Source organism: Chryseobacterium proteolyticum (assembly GCF_046591535.1).
GTDB lineage: Bacteria > Bacteroidota > Bacteroidia > Flavobacteriales > Weeksellaceae > Chryseobacterium > Chryseobacterium proteolyticum.
On record NZ_JBJLWK010000001.1, the window covers coordinates 964702 to 982286 of the forward strand.

The 17585-nt window shown below is 35.7% G+C and carries 12 protein-coding genes, 2 pseudogenes and 1 riboswitch; of the genes and pseudogenes, 8 read left to right on the forward strand and 6 right to left on the reverse strand.

What is annotated here, in order from left to right; translation table 11 throughout:
* Positions 1-168 precede the first annotated feature (168 nt).
* The 3 genes from ACJ5H0_RS04485 (at position 169) to ACJ5H0_RS04495 (ending at position 1816) form a co-directional block, all read left to right on the forward strand.
* Entirely contained in the window at positions 169-642 is a 474-nt protein-coding gene (locus tag ACJ5H0_RS04485) for a hypothetical protein (protein ID WP_411247598.1), read from the forward strand.
* A gap of 122 nt (positions 643-764) precedes the next feature.
* On the forward strand, positions 765-1112 hold the full coding sequence (locus ACJ5H0_RS04490; protein WP_411247599.1) for a VOC family protein: 348 nt from the start codon (positions 765-767) through the stop codon (positions 1110-1112).
* A gap of 47 nt (positions 1113-1159) precedes the next feature.
* Positions 1160-1816 carry a Crp/Fnr family transcriptional regulator gene (locus ACJ5H0_RS04495; protein WP_411247602.1) on the forward strand — a complete coding sequence of 219 codons (657 nt, stop codon included), beginning with the start codon at positions 1160-1162 and terminating at the stop codon, positions 1814-1816.
* On the opposite strand, the gene ACJ5H0_RS04500 is transcribed toward ACJ5H0_RS04495, so the two are convergent.
* A complete protein-coding gene (locus ACJ5H0_RS04500) occupies positions 1708-2169 on the reverse strand; it encodes an Lrp/AsnC family transcriptional regulator (protein ID WP_345988000.1) in 462 nt (153 codons plus the stop codon). The genes ACJ5H0_RS04495 and ACJ5H0_RS04500 overlap by 109 nt on opposite strands.
* A gap of 154 nt (positions 2170-2323) precedes the next feature.
* Positions 2324-2509: riboswitch (cobalamin riboswitch) on the forward strand.
* Between the two features lie 258 nt (positions 2510-2767).
* Here ACJ5H0_RS04500 and metE point away from each other — a divergent pair.
* The 4 genes and pseudogenes from metE (at position 2768) to ACJ5H0_RS04520 (ending at position 6993) form a co-directional block, all read left to right on the forward strand.
* Positions 2768-5078 (forward strand): annotated as a pseudogene (metE, locus tag ACJ5H0_RS04505) (5-methyltetrahydropteroyltriglutamate--homocysteine S-methyltransferase).
* Positions 5079-5211: 133 nt separating this feature from the next.
* Positions 5212-5589 (forward strand): hypothetical protein, encoded by a 378-nt coding sequence (locus tag ACJ5H0_RS04510; RefSeq protein ID WP_411247607.1) that lies wholly within the window; start codon positions 5212-5214, stop codon positions 5587-5589.
* Between the two features lie 312 nt (positions 5590-5901).
* Positions 5902-6228 (forward strand): HNH endonuclease, encoded by a 327-nt coding sequence (locus ACJ5H0_RS04515; protein ID WP_411247609.1) that lies wholly within the window; start codon positions 5902-5904, stop codon positions 6226-6228.
* 318 nt (positions 6229-6546) lie between these two features.
* Positions 6547-6993, forward strand: coding sequence for a KTSC domain-containing protein (locus ACJ5H0_RS04520; protein WP_172278613.1), 447 nt, complete (start codon positions 6547-6549; stop codon positions 6991-6993).
* Positions 6994-7148: 155 nt separating this feature from the next.
* On the opposite strand, the pseudogene ACJ5H0_RS04525 reads toward ACJ5H0_RS04520, so the two are convergent.
* The 5 genes and pseudogenes from ACJ5H0_RS04525 to ACJ5H0_RS04545 form a co-directional block, all read right to left on the reverse strand.
* Positions 7149-10335, reverse strand: a pseudogene (locus ACJ5H0_RS04525) (efflux RND transporter permease subunit).
* Positions 10336-10342: 7 nt separating this feature from the next.
* Positions 10343-11266 carry an efflux RND transporter periplasmic adaptor subunit gene (locus ACJ5H0_RS04530; RefSeq protein ID WP_411247612.1) on the reverse strand — a complete coding sequence of 308 codons (924 nt, stop codon included), beginning with the start codon at positions 11264-11266 and terminating at the stop codon, positions 10343-10345.
* 148 nt (positions 11267-11414) lie between these two features.
* The gene (locus ACJ5H0_RS04535) at positions 11415-12596 is read right to left on the reverse strand and encodes a TolC family protein (RefSeq protein ID WP_411248063.1); all 1182 of its coding nucleotides are present in this window, start codon (positions 12594-12596) and stop codon (positions 11415-11417) included.
* Between the two features lie 7 nt (positions 12597-12603).
* A complete protein-coding gene (locus ACJ5H0_RS04540; protein ID WP_411247615.1) occupies positions 12604-12783 on the reverse strand; it encodes a hypothetical protein in 180 nt (59 codons plus the stop codon).
* Between the two features lie 97 nt (positions 12784-12880).
* Positions 12881-13474 (reverse strand): TetR/AcrR family transcriptional regulator, encoded by a 594-nt coding sequence (locus ACJ5H0_RS04545; protein ID WP_345987994.1) that lies wholly within the window; start codon positions 13472-13474, stop codon positions 12881-12883.
* 182 nt (positions 13475-13656) lie between these two features.
* On the opposite strand from ACJ5H0_RS04545, the gene ACJ5H0_RS04550 reads away from it, so the two are divergent.
* A complete protein-coding gene (locus tag ACJ5H0_RS04550; protein ID WP_411247619.1) occupies positions 13657-17571 on the forward strand; it encodes a DUF7948 domain-containing protein in 3915 nt (1304 codons plus the stop codon).
* Positions 17572-17585: the final 14 nt, after the last annotated feature.

A 17585-nucleotide genomic window follows, 5' to 3' on the forward strand; every position in this document is an offset into this window, starting at 1 on the left:
GCTAGGGATTCAGAAATAATAGTCATTATTATTCAATCATTTATTTTTTTGATCTTAGCTTTGATTTACATATTGTTAAAACGTAAAATTCAACAATCCAGTAAGGCAAGATGACATTGCTCTTGAAAATTATTATGAGAAATTCACCATAGATTATAATCAACATAAATGTTAAAAAAAACATCAACATCCCAAATAGTATTTTTTAGTGTTTTTCTAATCATTTTCTTTGTACATAATTTTGTATTACAACCGATGATCAGAGAGACCTACTTATCTTCTGATCTCAAAAATTTTGAAGAAAGCTCCTGGAAATATACAGTGATTGTATTTTTCGCTCTTTTGTCCCTAATGTTTTTCTTAACAATTAAATCAAAAATAAAAGATCTTTCAAACTTACCCATTGCTATTTTTGTTTTAGGACTCAGTTGTTTCGCAGGATTACATCGTCCAATAAATGATCTTTTACTTTACATCAATATGAAAGTTGAGAAAGGAAGAAATTCAAAAGAATATAAAGTTGTTAATCATCAAGATTATAAGACCTTTTGGTTGAATGGTAAAACCTCAATACATGATAATAATGATTTGAATAAAGTAAATACATTCAGGCTGAAAAAAAAATTTAAAACCCATTTTTGAAATGAATACCAATGATACAGTCCTTGTTCCATTGAGAAGGGGTCTGATCAATATTGATTATCTTTATTAATATTTCAAACACAGCATAAAAAATATGCAGTGTTTACATTAAAAACAAAACCATGGAAATTCAAAACATTGATCATATCGTTCTAACGGTAGCTGATATCGAAAAAACCATCTCTTTTTATACAGACATCCTTGGATTTGAAGCGGTCTCATTCGGAGATAACCGGAAAGCGCTTGCTTTTGGAAACCAAAAAATCAACCTGCATCAGAAAGGCAATGAATTTGAGCCAAAGGCACTACATGCTACTCCCGGTTCTGCAGATCTGTGCTTTATTGCCACAACAGATGTACATGATATTTTAAAAGAACTTAAAGAAAAAAAACATCGAAATCATCGAGGGTATTGTTATCAGAACCGGAGCAACAGGCAAAATAAGGTCCGTCTACTTCCGGGATCCTGATCAGAACCTGATTGAAGTGAGTAATTATATTTAAAATCTTCTTGAGCATGTCCCCAGATAAAAACGCCTTGGCTAAAATCCTTAGTAATTTCGAACAGGAAGAATTACCCAACAAAACCTTGCTAACGGAAGAAGGTAAGATGGCGCGTAAATTTTACTATCTCAAAAAAGGAGTTGCCAGAGGTTGGCTTAATAATGACGGTAAGGAAATTACATTTCAGTTTTTGTTTGAAGGAAACTTTATTTCGTCGTGGGAAAGTTTGTTTTATAATTCTCCAAGTATTTATAATATCGAAACGATAGAACCCTGTACTGTATACAGCACTTCTATTGAGGATTTCAGACAAATAATTGAAAATAATCCGGACAGCAAGGAACTTTATTACAGCTATCTACAGGAACGCTTACTTAAATATCAGAAGCTCTTTATTTCCCGTATAAAAGATTCTGCAGAGGAAAGATATAATGAGCTTATAAAGCAATCCCCCGAGATTTTCCGCCGGGTTCCTCAGTATTATATTGCATCTTATCTTGGTATCACTTCTGTATCATTAAGCAGGATCAGAGGAAAAAAAAATCTAATAAGAGATGTACTCTATATAGTAACTCCATGGTTATTCTTCACTTCTGCCATTACAAAAGTACTGTGTGTGCTTCCTATCGAGTCGACGGAACCTAATTTATTAAATACAAAATCCTGGTAGTGTTTCATATCGCGTACCTGAACTTTGAGAAGGAAATCAAAATCGCCCGAAATATTATAGCATTCCGCAACTTCGTCTATCAGTGTAATTTCCTGTACAAAATCATTTCCCACAGACCTGTCGTGGATCTTTAATTTAACCTGACAGAAAACTGTAAAACCACGATTCAGTTTCTCAGCTTCCAGGACAGCCGCATAATGTTTGATATAACCCTCCTGCTCCAACCTTTTAACACGCTCAAAAACAGGAGATGGAGAAAGATTAATTTCCTTTGCCAATTCTTTAACGGTCAATTTTGCATTTTTTTGAAGGATCCTTAACAATTGAAGGTCTTTATCGTCTAGTCTTTCCACAGGATAATATTCTTTTTTCGATTTATATTTTCAAATTTACAGAATAAATAACTTACAAATTCAATTCAAACAAAACAATATCCTTAATTTTTACATTTAAGCCAATTAAACATCTTAAATTAATACCTTTACACCCTATTTTGTTCTTTAACATACTTCATCAAACGGAAAAGGTTTTACTTAAGGTAGATTAATAGGGAATCGTGTGAAAATCACGAGCTGTCGCGCAACTGTAAGTAACACAACAGAGGTTTTTGTCCCTGAATATCCACTGCCACAAGCGGGAAGGATGACAAAAACTGTTACAAGTCAGGAGACCTGCCTGTCCCGAATTGACAATGCTTTCGCGGTCTGAAGCTTTTGGTCATACAGATGATACTTTTGAACGTATTGGATTGGGTTTTAACTCAGAATTTATTTGAGTTTAAACGTAATGTTTTTTATGAAAATTAATTTCAGGTTACCTAACAATCTACTCTTCACTGGGAAAATTACGTCTATATTGTATCTTCTCTATTGCTAAAAACTATTTCCCGATTGCGTTATGAAGCATTATAAGAACTTTTAAAACCAAAATTTAATTAAAAGTTTAAAGAAAATGCAAACACACATCCTTGGCTATCCGCGAATCGGTAGCAACAGAGAACTTAAAAAAGCCTGCGAACTATATTGGGCAGGTAAAACATCGTTACAGGAACTTTTAGAGGCAGGAAAAAAGATCAGAAAGCAAAACTGGGAACTACAACAAGAAGCCGGAATTGATCTGATTCCATCCAATGACTTTTCTTTTTATGATCAGGTATTGGACATGACATTGTCTGTTGGAGCTATTCCTTCCCGTTATCAGGATATTACACCAAATGAGCTAGATCTTTACTTTGCTATGGCCAGAGGTTATCAGAAAGAAGGGCACGATATTACAGCCATGGAAATGACAAAATGGTTTGATACCAATTATCATTATATCGTTCCAGAATTCCAAAAAGATCAGCAATTCAAATTATTCTCCCATAAAATCGTTAATGAGTTTATTGAAGCGAAGGAAGCAGGAATTCATACAAAGCCTGTTATCCTTGGATTGGTAACCTATTTATTATTAGGAAAAGAAAAAGAAGAAGGTTTTGATAAATTGGATTTAGCACAAAATCTGCTTCCGGTTTACGTTGAGATCTTAAAAGAGCTTGAAAACAACGGAGCAGAATGGATTCAGCTGGATGAGCCGTTTTTAGCACTAGACCTTGATCAGAAAGCAAAAGAAGTTTACCAGAACATTTATGCTGAAATTGCCAAACAGTTTCCGAACCTTAAATTTATTGTGACCACCTATTTTGATGGGTTAAAAGATAACCTTTCATTGGCCACTACTCTACCTGTTGATGCACTACACATTGATCTGGTAAGAGCCCCGGAACAATTGGATGAGGTCATCAATGCAATTCCTGAAACATTAATCCTCTCATTAGGAGTCGTAGACGGAAGAAATATCTGGAAAAACGATTTCAATCAGTCTCTGGTTTTCATCAAAAAAGCTATTGCAGCATTAGGTTCTGAAAGAGTTTTCATTGCACCGTCATGTTCATTACTTCATTCTCCTTTCGATCTTGACCTGGAGAAAAATGAAAATATACTATCTCCGGAGATCAAACAATGGATGGCTTTCGCCAGGCAAAAAGTTTATGAAATTGTTACCTTAAAAAAAATTAGCTTCAGAAAACCCGGATTACAATACTTTACAGGAATTAGCTGAAAATAAAAAAGCTATTGAAAACCGAAAAGTTTCAACACTAATTCACAATCAGGATGTGAAAAACCGTGTTACCGTAACTACAGAAAGTGACGCACAGAGAAACAGTCCTTTTAATGTGAGAAAAGAAGCACAGCAGAACGCATTGGAGCTTCCTTTATTTCCAACAACAACAATTGGGTCCTTTCCTCAAACCAAAGAAGTAAGAAGCTGGAGAGCTCAATTCAAGAAAGGAGATCTTACCGCCCAGAAATATGATCAGCTGCTTAAAGAAGAAACACAGAGAACCATCCAATGGCAAGAGGAAATCGGAATTGATGTATTGGTACATGGAGAATTTGAACGCAACGATATGGTCGAGTATTTTGGGGAACAGCTCGCAGGATTTGCATTTACTCAAAACGGATGGGTTCAAAGCTACGGAAGCCGCTGTGTAAAACCACCGGTTATTTATGGAGACGTTCACAGGCCTCAGCCAATGACGGTTTACTGGTCGCAATATGCCCAGTCATTAACTCAAAAATGGGTAAAAGGAATGTTGACCGGCCCTGTAACCATTCTTCAATGGTCATTTGTACGTGATGATCAGCCTCGTTCTACCACCTGTAAGCAGATTGCTTTGGCAATCCGTGATGAAGTAAACGATCTTGAAAAAGCAGGAATCAGAATTATCCAGATCGATGAACCAGCTATCAGAGAAGGTCTTCCTTTGCGTGAGGCAGAATGGCAAAATTACCTTCAATGGGCTGTAGAAGCTTTCAGAATCTCCGCAAGCGGTGTCGAGGATGCTACACAGATCCACACGCATATGTGTTATTCCGAGTTTAATGACATTATCCACAATATCGCTGATATGGATGCCGATGTTATCACGATAGAATGCTCAAGAAGCCAAATGGAGTTATTGAATGCTTTCGCAGACTTTAAATATCCAAACGAGATCGGCCCCGGAGTGTATGACATTCACTCTCCAAGAGTTCCATCAAAAGAGGAAATGGTTGCATTGCTGAAAAAAGCACAAGCCGTAATCCCGGCAGAACAGCTTTGGGTAAATCCGGATTGCGGATTGAAAACCCGTCATTGGGAGGAAACAGAAAAAGCATTGATCGCTATGGTAGCAGCTTCGAAAGAAGTGGCTGCAGCTTATTCGACTGAGAAAGTTTAGTTAGAAGCTGATTATTATTTTTTTTATGTTGCAAGGCAGAAGTGTAAGCTTCTGTTTTTTTTGTTTATTTTAAAGGTAATAAATAAAATTTGGAATAAATTTTTAAAAAGTTTAGATTAGACTTAAAAAATTAATGATTGAACATTTTAATGAAATATGTGAATTTCGCCAAAAAAATCCTATAGTAAAGGGAAAAGTCATTAAAACTGACGACCCAATTTTAGTGAATGTTAAAAATTCTCTTAAAAACCTTAAAAAAGAATTAGAAAGTAAATATAAAATTTTTAATGGTATCAATCTTTCCATAGAGGTTTCCAAAGGAGCAGCTAACTTCCCACATGTAACACATATCTGTATTTTACCCCCTAATCAAAAAGTATCAAATGGTATTTATGTAGCAATATGTTTTGATAAAGCAGGTAAAGGAGCTGTTGTAGGATGTTTAGAATCTAAAACAAATCCAAAAGGATTAAATGTAAAGCTTAGAAAAAAAAGGAAAAATAGCCCCTAAAATTGATGTTGACGGAGGCGGACAAAATACCAAATATAACAATGTTTTCGAAAACCCTAAAGAGTTTTATTATAAACTAGAAAATAATTATGAGTTAGAAGACCATATAAGTAGATCACTAAGTATTTGCCTTTATAATTTATCGTTAATAGAAGATTCTAGCTATTTACAGGCTAATGATTATTTAATGTCATCTATTAATCAAAAAGAAATTGAGCACTTTAATTTCAAAACTATAAAAGATGACAGAAAAAAAAATTGCTGTTTATATTCATTTAAGAAGGGGACAAAAAAATTTCAGAAATAAACTTATTGAAACATATAATAAAAAAATGTGCAGTAACTGGATGCGAAATTATTGAAATGTTAGAAGCTGCACATATATATCCTTATAAAGGCTCTAACACTAATAAAATACAAAATGGTCTCTTATTGCGTTCAGATATCCATACTTTATTTGATTTAGGGTTAATAAGTATAAACCCTGAAAACTATACTATTGAAGTAAGTCACAAAGTTTTTAAAGATAATTATTACTCAAATCTAAAAGGTAGTAAAATATATTTACCAAAAAGAAATGAAAGTTATCCCGACAAAAATTCTCTTAAAAATCATTTCGAAAATATCTTCATTAAGTAAAAGCAAAATAATAATACCTACAGAGGAATAAAAAAACTTCTCAGAAATTTATATATAAAAGAATCAAATCCTAAATAATGTTGCATAAATATGTCTAAAATACTTTCAAAAATTATTGACTTTTCTGGTATTTTATAATACCGAAATAAACTTCAAATAAATTAATAATGAATAAGTTATGATTTTCTGGAATTAATTACCTAATTTTGCACCCCAAAAAAAGGATTATACTATGGAATCTAAAATAGCATTGTACTCATTCATACTTATGGATATAACAATTACATAGAATCCTTAAAATCAATAAAATATATAGATATGAAAAGAGTTGGTGAACATAGAAAGCTTCTTGGGGTAGATAAAACAGTAACATTACAGGAGTTAAAAACCATTTACAGAAATACGATGAAAGATTCTCATCCTGATAAATTCATCAACGATGAAGCCGGGAAACTGGAAGCTGAAGAAAAAAGCAAATCTGTGATTGAAGCTTACCATTTTTTGGTGAGCATTAACCCTGAAACACAGGAAAAGTATAAGGAGGAATATGTAGAAACAACTACAAAATCTAATATTCACGATTTCTATTTTGAAAAACAGGTTCTGAAGATCCAGCATTTAAACGGAATGATGTATGAATACCTGGGAGTACCAAGAAACACCTATATCAAAATGGTAAATGCTGATTCACCAAGCCGTTTTGCAAGAAGACACATTTACGGAAACTTCATCTACAGAAAGTCAGGTGAAGCCATGGCAGATTAATTTTTTGTATAAAATAAAAGGGAAGGCTTTCAGTTTATTCTGGAAGCCTTTTTTATTGTGGAGAATAGAGTTTAAAATTTTGTTGGCAGCACAGGGAACAATCAAAAAAGCGTATCAAAAATGATACGCTTTTTCGGTTAATTAAGGTTGTTATTTTAATCTAAATGTTTAGGAGTAAATCCGTCATCACTTAGTTCTCTGTGCTCGTAATCAGCTTTCATTTCAGCCTCGTAGTCTGTTTTCTCATGCTGACCCATTCTTCGTAGAATTGAATCAAACAGAGAGTATACTACTGGTACGATGATCAAGGTAAGGAATAGAGACGATGTTAAACCACCGATAACTACCCAAGCCAGACCTTTATTAAATTCAGCTCCTGCTCCACTCGCCAATGCAATTGGCAACATCCCGAAGATCATCGCGATGGTTGTCATAAGAATCGGACGAAGACGAGCATGGTTAGCCTGAATCAAGGCATCGTGTGTATTTGATCCTGCAGCTTTTCTAGCATTGGTAAAGTCAACAATCAGGATCGCATTCTTCGCCACAAGACCAATCAACATGATCATCCCTAACATCGTAAAGATGTTCAGTGAATTTGCTGTTAAGGCAAGGATAACCATAACTCCGATCATCGCAAGCGGAATCGAGAACAATACCACAAACGGATAAACAAAACTATCATATAAGGAAACCATTACCAGGTAAACCAATACGATAGCTGCCAATAAGGCAATACCTAAAGTACCGAAACCTTCCTGCTGGTTCTCCATATCACCACTCCAGATATAATCCACACCGATAGGTTTTTTATCGCTCTTCATGAACTGGTCTGCCCATTCATTCGCAACATCTCCCACAGGTCTACCCACTGCCTTTGCTCTTACTTTTACGGAAGGAGATTTATCTCTACGCTCAAGTAAGCTTGGTCCTGAACCCATTTTCACTTCTGCAAACTGACTCAAACGAACTTTTTCTCCCCTAGGATTTGTGAACATCAGGTTCTTAACGTCATCAATAGATTGTCTATTTGCATCACCAAAACGGATATTGATATCATATTCATATTCTCCGGCTCTGTATTTCCCATCTGTGTTTCCGTTGAATGCTGTCTGCATTGTTTGTCCTACACTCTGAAGATTCAGGCCTAAAGAAGCCATTTTATCTCTGTCTATATTTACCTGAACTTCAGGATTACCGGTATCTGTTGATAGTTCAGCATCTACTGCCCCGGGAACTTTTTTCAATAGTTCCAGAATTCTTGTTGCCTCTTTTACTGCTGTAGCATTATCAGGAGCTGTTACAACCATTTCGATCGGTGCATTTTCAGCACCCAGGATACCAATTGGAGCCGTTTTAAACTCAACTCCTGTAAATTTCTCTTCTAATGCTCTTTTTACTTTAGCTGCTTTGATGTTCGTACTTTCAGCACGCTCAGATTTATCAGTAAGGTTTACCTGAACTTCAGACTGATAAGTCGTTGCCTGAGCTCCACCAAAACCTGTTGACTGCTGACCTACAGTGGTAATCAGATCCACAACATCTTTATCATTTCTTAAAAACTTCTCTACATCTAAAGTTAACTGGTTGGTCTTTTCAACCGTCGCATCTTTTGATAATTCCATTTGAACTAGGAACTGACCACGGTCGATTGGAGGGAAGAATTCACCACCAATGAAACCAAATGCTACCAGCATGAACGAAGAGATCAGAATAATAAAGGTGATCACTACCGTTGATATCCTTCTTAACGTTGACTTCAGACACCACTCAAGAATTCCTGTGATCCAGTGTGTGAATTTATCAATCAGTCCTTCAAACCAAAGAATGAATTTTTCAAACCAGTTTTTACCTGTTAAGTGCTCCAGCTTACCAAATCTCGATGATAACCAAGGGATAATAGTAAATGATGCCAACAATGATAATAAGGTTGCAATAACAACCGTGACGCAAAATTGTCCAAGGATGTTTGCTACAAGACCTGAACTCATTGCAATCGGAAGGAATACTACCACGATTACCAATGTAATTGCAGCAACGGTAAATCCAATTTCAGACGCTCCATCATACGCAGCCCTGATCTTACTTTTACCCATCTCCATGTGACGGTAAATGTTTTCCAATACCACAATCGCATCATCCACAAGGATACCAACCACCAGGGATAGTCCTAATAAACTCATCAGGTTCAGTGTATACCCCATCAGGTTCATTCCAATGAAGGCTGCAATTAACGAAGCCGGAATAGAAACCATTACGATAAAGGCATTTCTGATACTGTGAAGGAATAATAACATCACAATAGCTACAAGTACGATTGCCAGGAACAAGTCAAAAATAACGTGGTTGGCAGATTCAAGAGTAAAATCCGTAGTATCATTCACTACCTTCACTTTTATCCCCTGAACTTTATACGCTTCTTCTACTTTTGCTATGGTTTTCTGAACACTCTCAGATACAGCAACCGCATTCGCATCAGACTGTTTCTTAACCTGCATTAAGATCGTCGGAAACTGGTTAAATCTCGCCACTTTCTCAACATCTTTCTGAGAGTCGAAAACGGTAGCAATATCGGATAAACGAACCTGAGCTCCATCTTTATTGGAAACAACAAGGTTGTTCATTTCCTGGATCGATTTATATTTTCCGGATAATCTGATCGTAGATTTTGTCGTTCTCGATTTCAAACTTCCTGTAGGGAAATCCAGGTTGGATGAAAGGATAGCCTGCTGAACATCTCCGATGGAAAGTCCATAACCCTGCAATTTTTTCTCATCAAGATTCACCTGAATCTCTCTTTCCTGTCCACCTACAAGATCAACCTGTGCTACTCCGTTTACACGGGAGAAAATAGGCTCTATTTTTTTATCTAAAAGGTCATAAAGTTCTTTGTTATTCAATTTATTCGAAGAAACACTCATTGTAATAATAGGTAAATCATCCAATGAGAATTTATTCAGTGAAGGTGGATCTACATCATCCGGAAGATCTTTAAGAACTGCATTTACTTTACGCTGAGCATCATTTAAAGCATAATCCACATCTGCACCATCGTTCAGCTGAACCATGATCACGGATAAACTTTCATATGAAGAAGACTCTACTTTTTTTACATTTTCCAAAGAACCTACGGCATCTTCAATTTTCCGGGTTACGGAAGTTTCCACCTCTGCAGGCGAAGCTCCCGGATAGGTCGTAGAAATTGTTACCATATTGGTTTCAAACTTCGGAATCAATTCGTATCCCATGAGTGTATAACTCAGGATACCCCCCCAGTGTCAGAATTTTAAATAATACAATTACCAACGAGGGTCTTTTGATCGATATTTCTGCTAACTTCATAAGTCTACTACTTTACAATATTGATTTTTGACCCATTATCCAAGTTGATCTGTCCGCTGGTAATTACCTGTTGACCTTCAGTAAGACCTGTAAGAATCTGTACTTTATCTCCGTACACTTTCCCGATCGTTACTTTGATCAATTTGGCAGTTCCATTTTGAACGATAAACAACTGGCCAGAGCTCACCCCGTTTACAAATGCTTCCGCAGGAACAGTAAGCATGTTCTGAGTTTCAGCCCCGTTGTTTGTTTTGAATACTGCAGTTGCATACATACCGGCTTTCAGGTTTCCTTTGTTCGGAACTTCAATTTCTACCGGGAAATTTAAAGAAGCATCACTTTTAGGAGCAATAAATGTAATTCTTCCACTGAAAGAATCTTCAGGTAGAACATTTACGCTAATTGGAACTACCTGACCTAACTGGATTTTCCCAACCTGGCTTTCATCCACCAGAACGGAAAGTTTTAAGGTATTGATATTAACGATCTCAAACATGGAAGTTCCCACTGAAACTACAGTTCCAGGCTCCACCATTTTTTTATTAATTGTACCACTGATCCCTGCCCGGATGCTGGTATCATTTACTCTTACACCCTGAGCTTTTACAGCAGCCTGCATATTTTTAAGCTGTAATCTTGAATTATCAAGCTGTTGCTTGGTAACTCCTCCTGTTTTATAAGCATTTTCATAACGCTGATTGTCGATAATTGCGTTTTGTAAGTTATTCTGAGCCTGTGATACATCTACCTCAATAGCATCTCTTTTAATAGTTGCTAAAGTCTGACCTGCAGAAACTCTTGAACCTTCTTTTACTAGAACACTTACAATACGTCCTGCAATTTCAGAAGACTGATTCATTTCCTGCTTTGGAAGAAACGTTCCATTCGCTGAGTAATCCGTATCGATATTTTCTCTCTTTACGGTTACCACATTAACGTTGATCTTATCAACCTGCTTGGCAACTTCTTTTACTTCCTGTGTCTGTTTTTCTTTGTTTCCCGCAATCTTATAAGCTGCTAAACCAATAAGTACAGCCGCTACGATGATATATATTAAAGTTTTTTTTCATTTTAGTTTATTATTGGTTTTCTAATGTATTTAATTCTCCTTTAGCTTTGATCAGTTTTATCTCAGCCTGCTTATAATCCAGCAATGCATTCGCATAATTCTGTTTTGCCTGAGTAAGAGCATTTTCAGAATCCAGAACTTCTGTAAGTGTTGCTAAACCATACTGATAATTGGATTGTGTGTTGCTTTGAACCCTTTCTGCCAGTCCTACATTATTCTTCATGCTTTCGATATTGATGATCGCATTTTCCATATTGGAAATAGCATTTTTATAATCCAGGTTTAGGCTAAGCTTAGTTTTCTCAATATCCTGATCCAGATCCTGAATATCGATTTCAGCCTGTTGAATCTGAGCCTTGGTTTGGCCACCCATAAAAATCGGAACTTTAATGGCTAGACCTATGGAAGCAAAATCACTCCAGTTGGTTCCCTGAGAAGATCCTGTGAAATAAGGAAATTTATTTCCTAATCCCTGCCATCCGTAATTGGCTGTTAATCCCACCGTAGGATAAAGATAAGCTTCTGTTGCTTTTTTACTAAACTGTAATAACTCTCTTTGTTTATTTAGTACTTTTAATTCAGATCTTTGTTCCAGGCTCACATTGGTTGCTAAAAGCTGCGGATTCGGTTCGATTGTTTTTTCTTCAAGCTCTATCGGTGTTTCAATAGGAACTCCCATATAAAACTTCAATGAATTTTTAGCCACTTCCACTCCGTTGATCAGCTGTTGCCTGTTCGATCCTATATTATTAAGCTGAACATTGGTACGGTCCAGGTCGATAGTTTTAGCAAGGCCATTATCAACTAAGCTTTTGATCACATTTCTTACCCTTTCCGTATTAGCATAACTGGCTTCAATCGTCTTAAGATTTTCTTCCTGAACAAAAACCTGATAATAAGCTGTCGCTACATTTTCAATGATTTGCTCATTGGTTAGCTGTGAATTAAGAATATAAAACTCACGGGTAGATTTAGCCGCTTTTAAACCGATGAATACTCTCTGGTCAAAAATATTCTGGTTAAGCGTTACAGAGTTTACAGACTGCCATTTTGTTCCGAACGTCACAGGAATCATCTGTCCCGGCATTCCTAGAATCTCACCAGGAAGAACAGACTTCTGTAAAATAGGATTAAAGGTATTGCTGATATTAGCACTGATCTGCGGTAAAGCACCGGCTCTGGCTTCATCAATCTTATATTCAGCTTTTTTTTACCTGTAAAGCAGCTTTCTTAGCTTCTGCCTTATTTTTCAGGGCCTGCTGAATGGCTTCTTTTAAAGAAACCTGTTGTTGAGCATGTACCGATGAGTAACCGAAAATCATAAATGCTGCAGCTATCCCTATTTTTAGCTTTTGTGCAGTTATACGTTTTCTTTTCATAATTTTATTACTTCGTTTATTTTTTTAATAGATGTTCTTCTTCAAATACTTTATTCCTAAAGGACGGATCATATTTAAAAATACTTTAAGCTTTTAACTAATTTTTAAATAAAATATTCAGTATGATCTCTTTTCTCTCTGATATGATCTTATCAAATTCTTTATCACTGATCATTAGATTCTCCATCAAAAGAGGACGTATTGCGCTGGGAAATACCAATAAAGAAACCATATTCAGAATAAATTGGATAGGTTTCATTCTCTCTATATTTCCTGCTTCCATTTCCGTTTCAATGTCTTCATACATCTTTTTCAAGTCATCTTCCTCTATATCCTTCTTATGACAATTTCCTTTATTGATCTGTGAAACAATATAAGTTTCCAGATAAGGATACTGAAGGCTTGTTGATAAACTTCCTTCTATAAACTGGCTTATTTTCTCTTTAAAAGGCAGATCGGAATTCTGTATAATTTTAGATTTCTCTTGTTCTACTTTTTGCGCTTCATTAAATACAATCTGCATCAGATTATCTCTGGAACGGAAATAGTAATTAATAAGCGTTCTATTCACTCCGGCTTCATCTGCAATCTCTTGCGTAGTAGCATCAAACTTCCCTTTCACAAAGAATAGGTGCTTCGCAGTTTCTTTGATCAATTCTTGTGTTTGGTCTTTTTTTGCTTGATTTGACATTTTTGTTAAACAAATTTGTGCAAATGTAGATCAAAATTTTTTTTTTGACAAAATTGTTAAACAAAATAATTAAATGAATCTCATGATTTACATCATGTTTTAAAACAAACACTTACAGATGAATGATTATTAATCCCGATAAAGTGAGGCGTTTTTATATATTTGCCGGAAATTAATAATAGATGCGGAAAATTTTATTTCTTTTATCAGTGTTCACTTATGGACTCACATTTTCTCAAACCAAAGCTATACAGGATAATCAGTATTTTTTTTACGAAAACAAAGGCCAGATTGTTGATCAGGATGGAAAAGAAAACACTGATGTAAAATATTTGTACAATTCAGCAGGGCTGAATGTTCAACTTCGATCTAATGGGTTTTCTTATGATGTATACGAAACGAAAAAGACATCCAATCCTAATTCCCAAAAATTTAAAAAAGATAAATCTTTAAACGCTAAAACCTATTATGAGGATGAATTCCTTTACGAACATTTATTTCATAGAGTTGATATTGAATTACTAAATTCAAATAAAAGTGTTTCAATTATTGCGGAGGGAAAATCTTATGATTTTGACAATTATTACAACATTCCCAATAATTCTGAAGGAATAACCAATGTTCACAAGTTTCAAAAAATAGTATACAAGAATATTTATTCAAATATTGATTTGGTATTTTTTAAACCAAAAGATACTATGAAGCCCATTGAATACAATTTTATTATCAATCCAGGCGGAAAAATTTCAGACATAAAAATGAAATTTAGTGGGGCTCCAACCTCAATTAAAGATGGTAAGCTTATCTTGGATATGCGTTTTGGAAAAATGCAGGAAAATATTCCCAACAGTTGGATTAAAAACAAGAATATAAATGTAAGTATTCCCGTTTCTTTTAATGATATTGGTAATCAAACTTTTAGCTTTAATACTCCAATTGACATTTCCACTAAAACTATTATCATTGATCCGGTTCCAACAAGAATCTGGGGAAGCCATGCAGGTGGAACAGGTGATGATTATGGTAGAATAAAAACTGATAGTCAAAATAAAGGTTACTTATTTGGTACTACCAGTAGCTATACTAATTTTGCTACTTCAGGTACCTATCAACAGAATCTTGCCGGTGGACTTGACTCTTTTTTAATGAAGTTGACACCAAGCGGACAAAGACTTTGGGGAACATATTATGGTTTTGGAATGACTGATGTTTTCATGGATGTTGATTTTGACGAAGATTTTAGTATTTATGCCGGGGGAACTATTCAAAGAGGACCATACAATGAAAATATTGTTTTAGTAAAATTTGACAATAATGGCGCTCTTGTCTTTCAAAAAGAATTTGTTTCCAGCAGACAAGACAAGCTTTATTCCGTTTCTTATAATCAAAATAAGATATATATCGGAGGAGATGCTTTCAGTTCTGATTTCCCAACTGTGAATGCAATGCAACCAACAAAATCTACACCTCTTGGATATACAGATGGAATTTTAGCCTCTTTAAATTCAACAACAGGTAATGTAGATTGGGCAACTTATTTTGGGCAAAGTGATGGTTCAACTTCTATTTTCCATATTTTTTCTTCAAATAATGATCTTGAAATAATTGGAGCTACACAATCTTCAAATATCCCCATGATTAATGCCTTTCAATCTATAAAAGGTGGAGAATCAGACGGAATCTATATTAAATTATCGAAACAAGGAAACACCATTCTTCGATCAAGCTATTATGGAAACGCAGGATCTGAACTTGTGTTAAAAGCAAGAATTGTAAATAATATTTTAATTCTTCCGGGAAAATATACTACAACTGCTTTTCCTCAGGGGCAGCCAGGAATTTGGCGGGTTAACCTAGCGAATAATACCGTTACAAAAAACTACTTTAATTTTCATGGAGATCCTCAATTATTAGCATATCCTGACACTTCGGGAAATGTTTTCTTCACAGGTTTACATTTCAATGGCCTGCCGGATATATCGACTCCCGGTGCCTATATGGGAATGCCGGCACAATATAATTCTACATTTTTAATTAAATATAACCAAAATGATGTAAAGGAATGGGGTACTTATTATACAGGAAATGGTGCGACACAACAAGGAGAGGTAACAAAAGATAATGATGATGCGATTTATTTAACAGGAATGTCAGGTGGAAATACATCAGGTATCGCAACCCCTGGAACATTTCAGCAATTACCTGGTGGTGGAAACGATATTTTTATTGCTAAATTTAAGGATTGTACATCAGCCGCTACAGTAACCTCAAACTCTCCTGTTTGTATCAATTCTTCCATCCAATTACATGCAACCGGGGGAACAACATATAGCTGGACCGGACCTAATGGATTTAGTTCCACCCAACAAAATCCTACTATTCCGAATGCCACAGCCGCTAGTGCAGGGACATATATCTGTCAGGTATCAGGGTCAGGCGGTTGTGACGGAAGCTTCACTGTAAATGTAATCGTTGGAGATACTGTTGCACCGGTTCCAAATATTGCCAATATGCCGGATGTCACAGGAGATTGCCATACTGTAATTTCAACTTTCCCAACAGCAACTGATAATTGCGCAGGAATTATTACAGCAACCACCACAGATCCGCTTTCTTATTCTGTTCCGGGAACTTATATAATCCACTGGACTTATAATGATGGTCATGGAAATACGGCAACACAAAACCAAAATGTAATTATAACCTCTCCGGCTCTCCCTGCAACACAAAATTTACAACAAACATTTTGCGCTACTAATCAGCCAAAAGTTTCAGATATTCAGATCATTGGTCAGAATATAAAATGGTATGATGCATCAGGAAATCTTTTACCTTTAAATACAGGGCTTGTAAGCGGGCAAACCTATTATGCTTCACAAACCATTAACAACTGTGAAAGCAACAAAATAGCAATTCAGGTGACGGTTAATTCCACTCCTAAGCCAGCAGCAAATACTACTCAGGATTTTTGTGCCTCTGCCAATCCTACGCTAGCTAATCTGGCTGTTACGGGAACATCACTTGTGTTTTACAATGCGGGCGGGAATATTTTACCCCTTAGTACACCACTGGTACATGGACAAACGTATTTTGTCACTCAAACATTGAGCGGGTGCGAATCTGAAAAGCAATCCATAGCTGTTACATTGTCCATCAATAATGTTCCGGCTCAGGATGTCACAGATGCTTTATGCAATACTTCTACCGGAACAACAATGGCTATTAATCTTCATTCGTATGAAGGAAATATTATTTCTAACCCGCAAAACTACACCTTTACTTATACTGATAGTGCAGGAAATACGATTCCAAATCCTTCAGTTTATATGATGACCATTGGCTCAAGTGTTATTCATGTAAAAGTATCTACCCCTGACGGATGTTTTATAGTGATACGATTAAGCTTAACATTAAATCCAAAGCCTAAAATCAGTCTTCCAGAAAACATTGATTTTTGCAAGGGAAAAACATTAACACTCGATGCAGGAAGCGGATTTGCTTCTTATCTATGGAATACAGGAGCTACAACACAGACAATTGTAGTATCCGTTCCCGGAAACTATTCTGTGAAAGTAACCAACAGTTTCGGATGTGAAAGCATTGCAAATACGCAGGTTAGCTATTCTGTTTTAGCTGAGATCGTTTCTGTAACAATTGCTAATAGTTCTGCAACTGTTTTACTTTCAGCTAGTGGAAACTATGAATATTCACTGGATAATGTGACATGGCAGGATTCCAATGTCTTTAATAATTTAAGCATGGGAGAATATACTGTTTATGTAAGAACAAAATCAGGTTGCATCATTGGCCAGAAAAACTTTTCTATCTTCAATATTCCTAATGCAATTACTCCTAATGGTGACGGGATCAACGATAAATGGAAGATAAGAGGCCTTGAAAATTATACAGGAACTGAAGTCGGCATCTATGATAGAAGAGGTATTCCGGTATTCAAAGATATCATCAGTAAAAAACCTTTTGAATGGGACGGAAAATACAATTCATTACCATTGCCTACAGGAAGCTATTGGTACATTATAAAGGTTTCGGATGGGCGATTATACAATGGTTGGATATTGATTAAGAACAGAGAATAAAAACAAAAAAACGA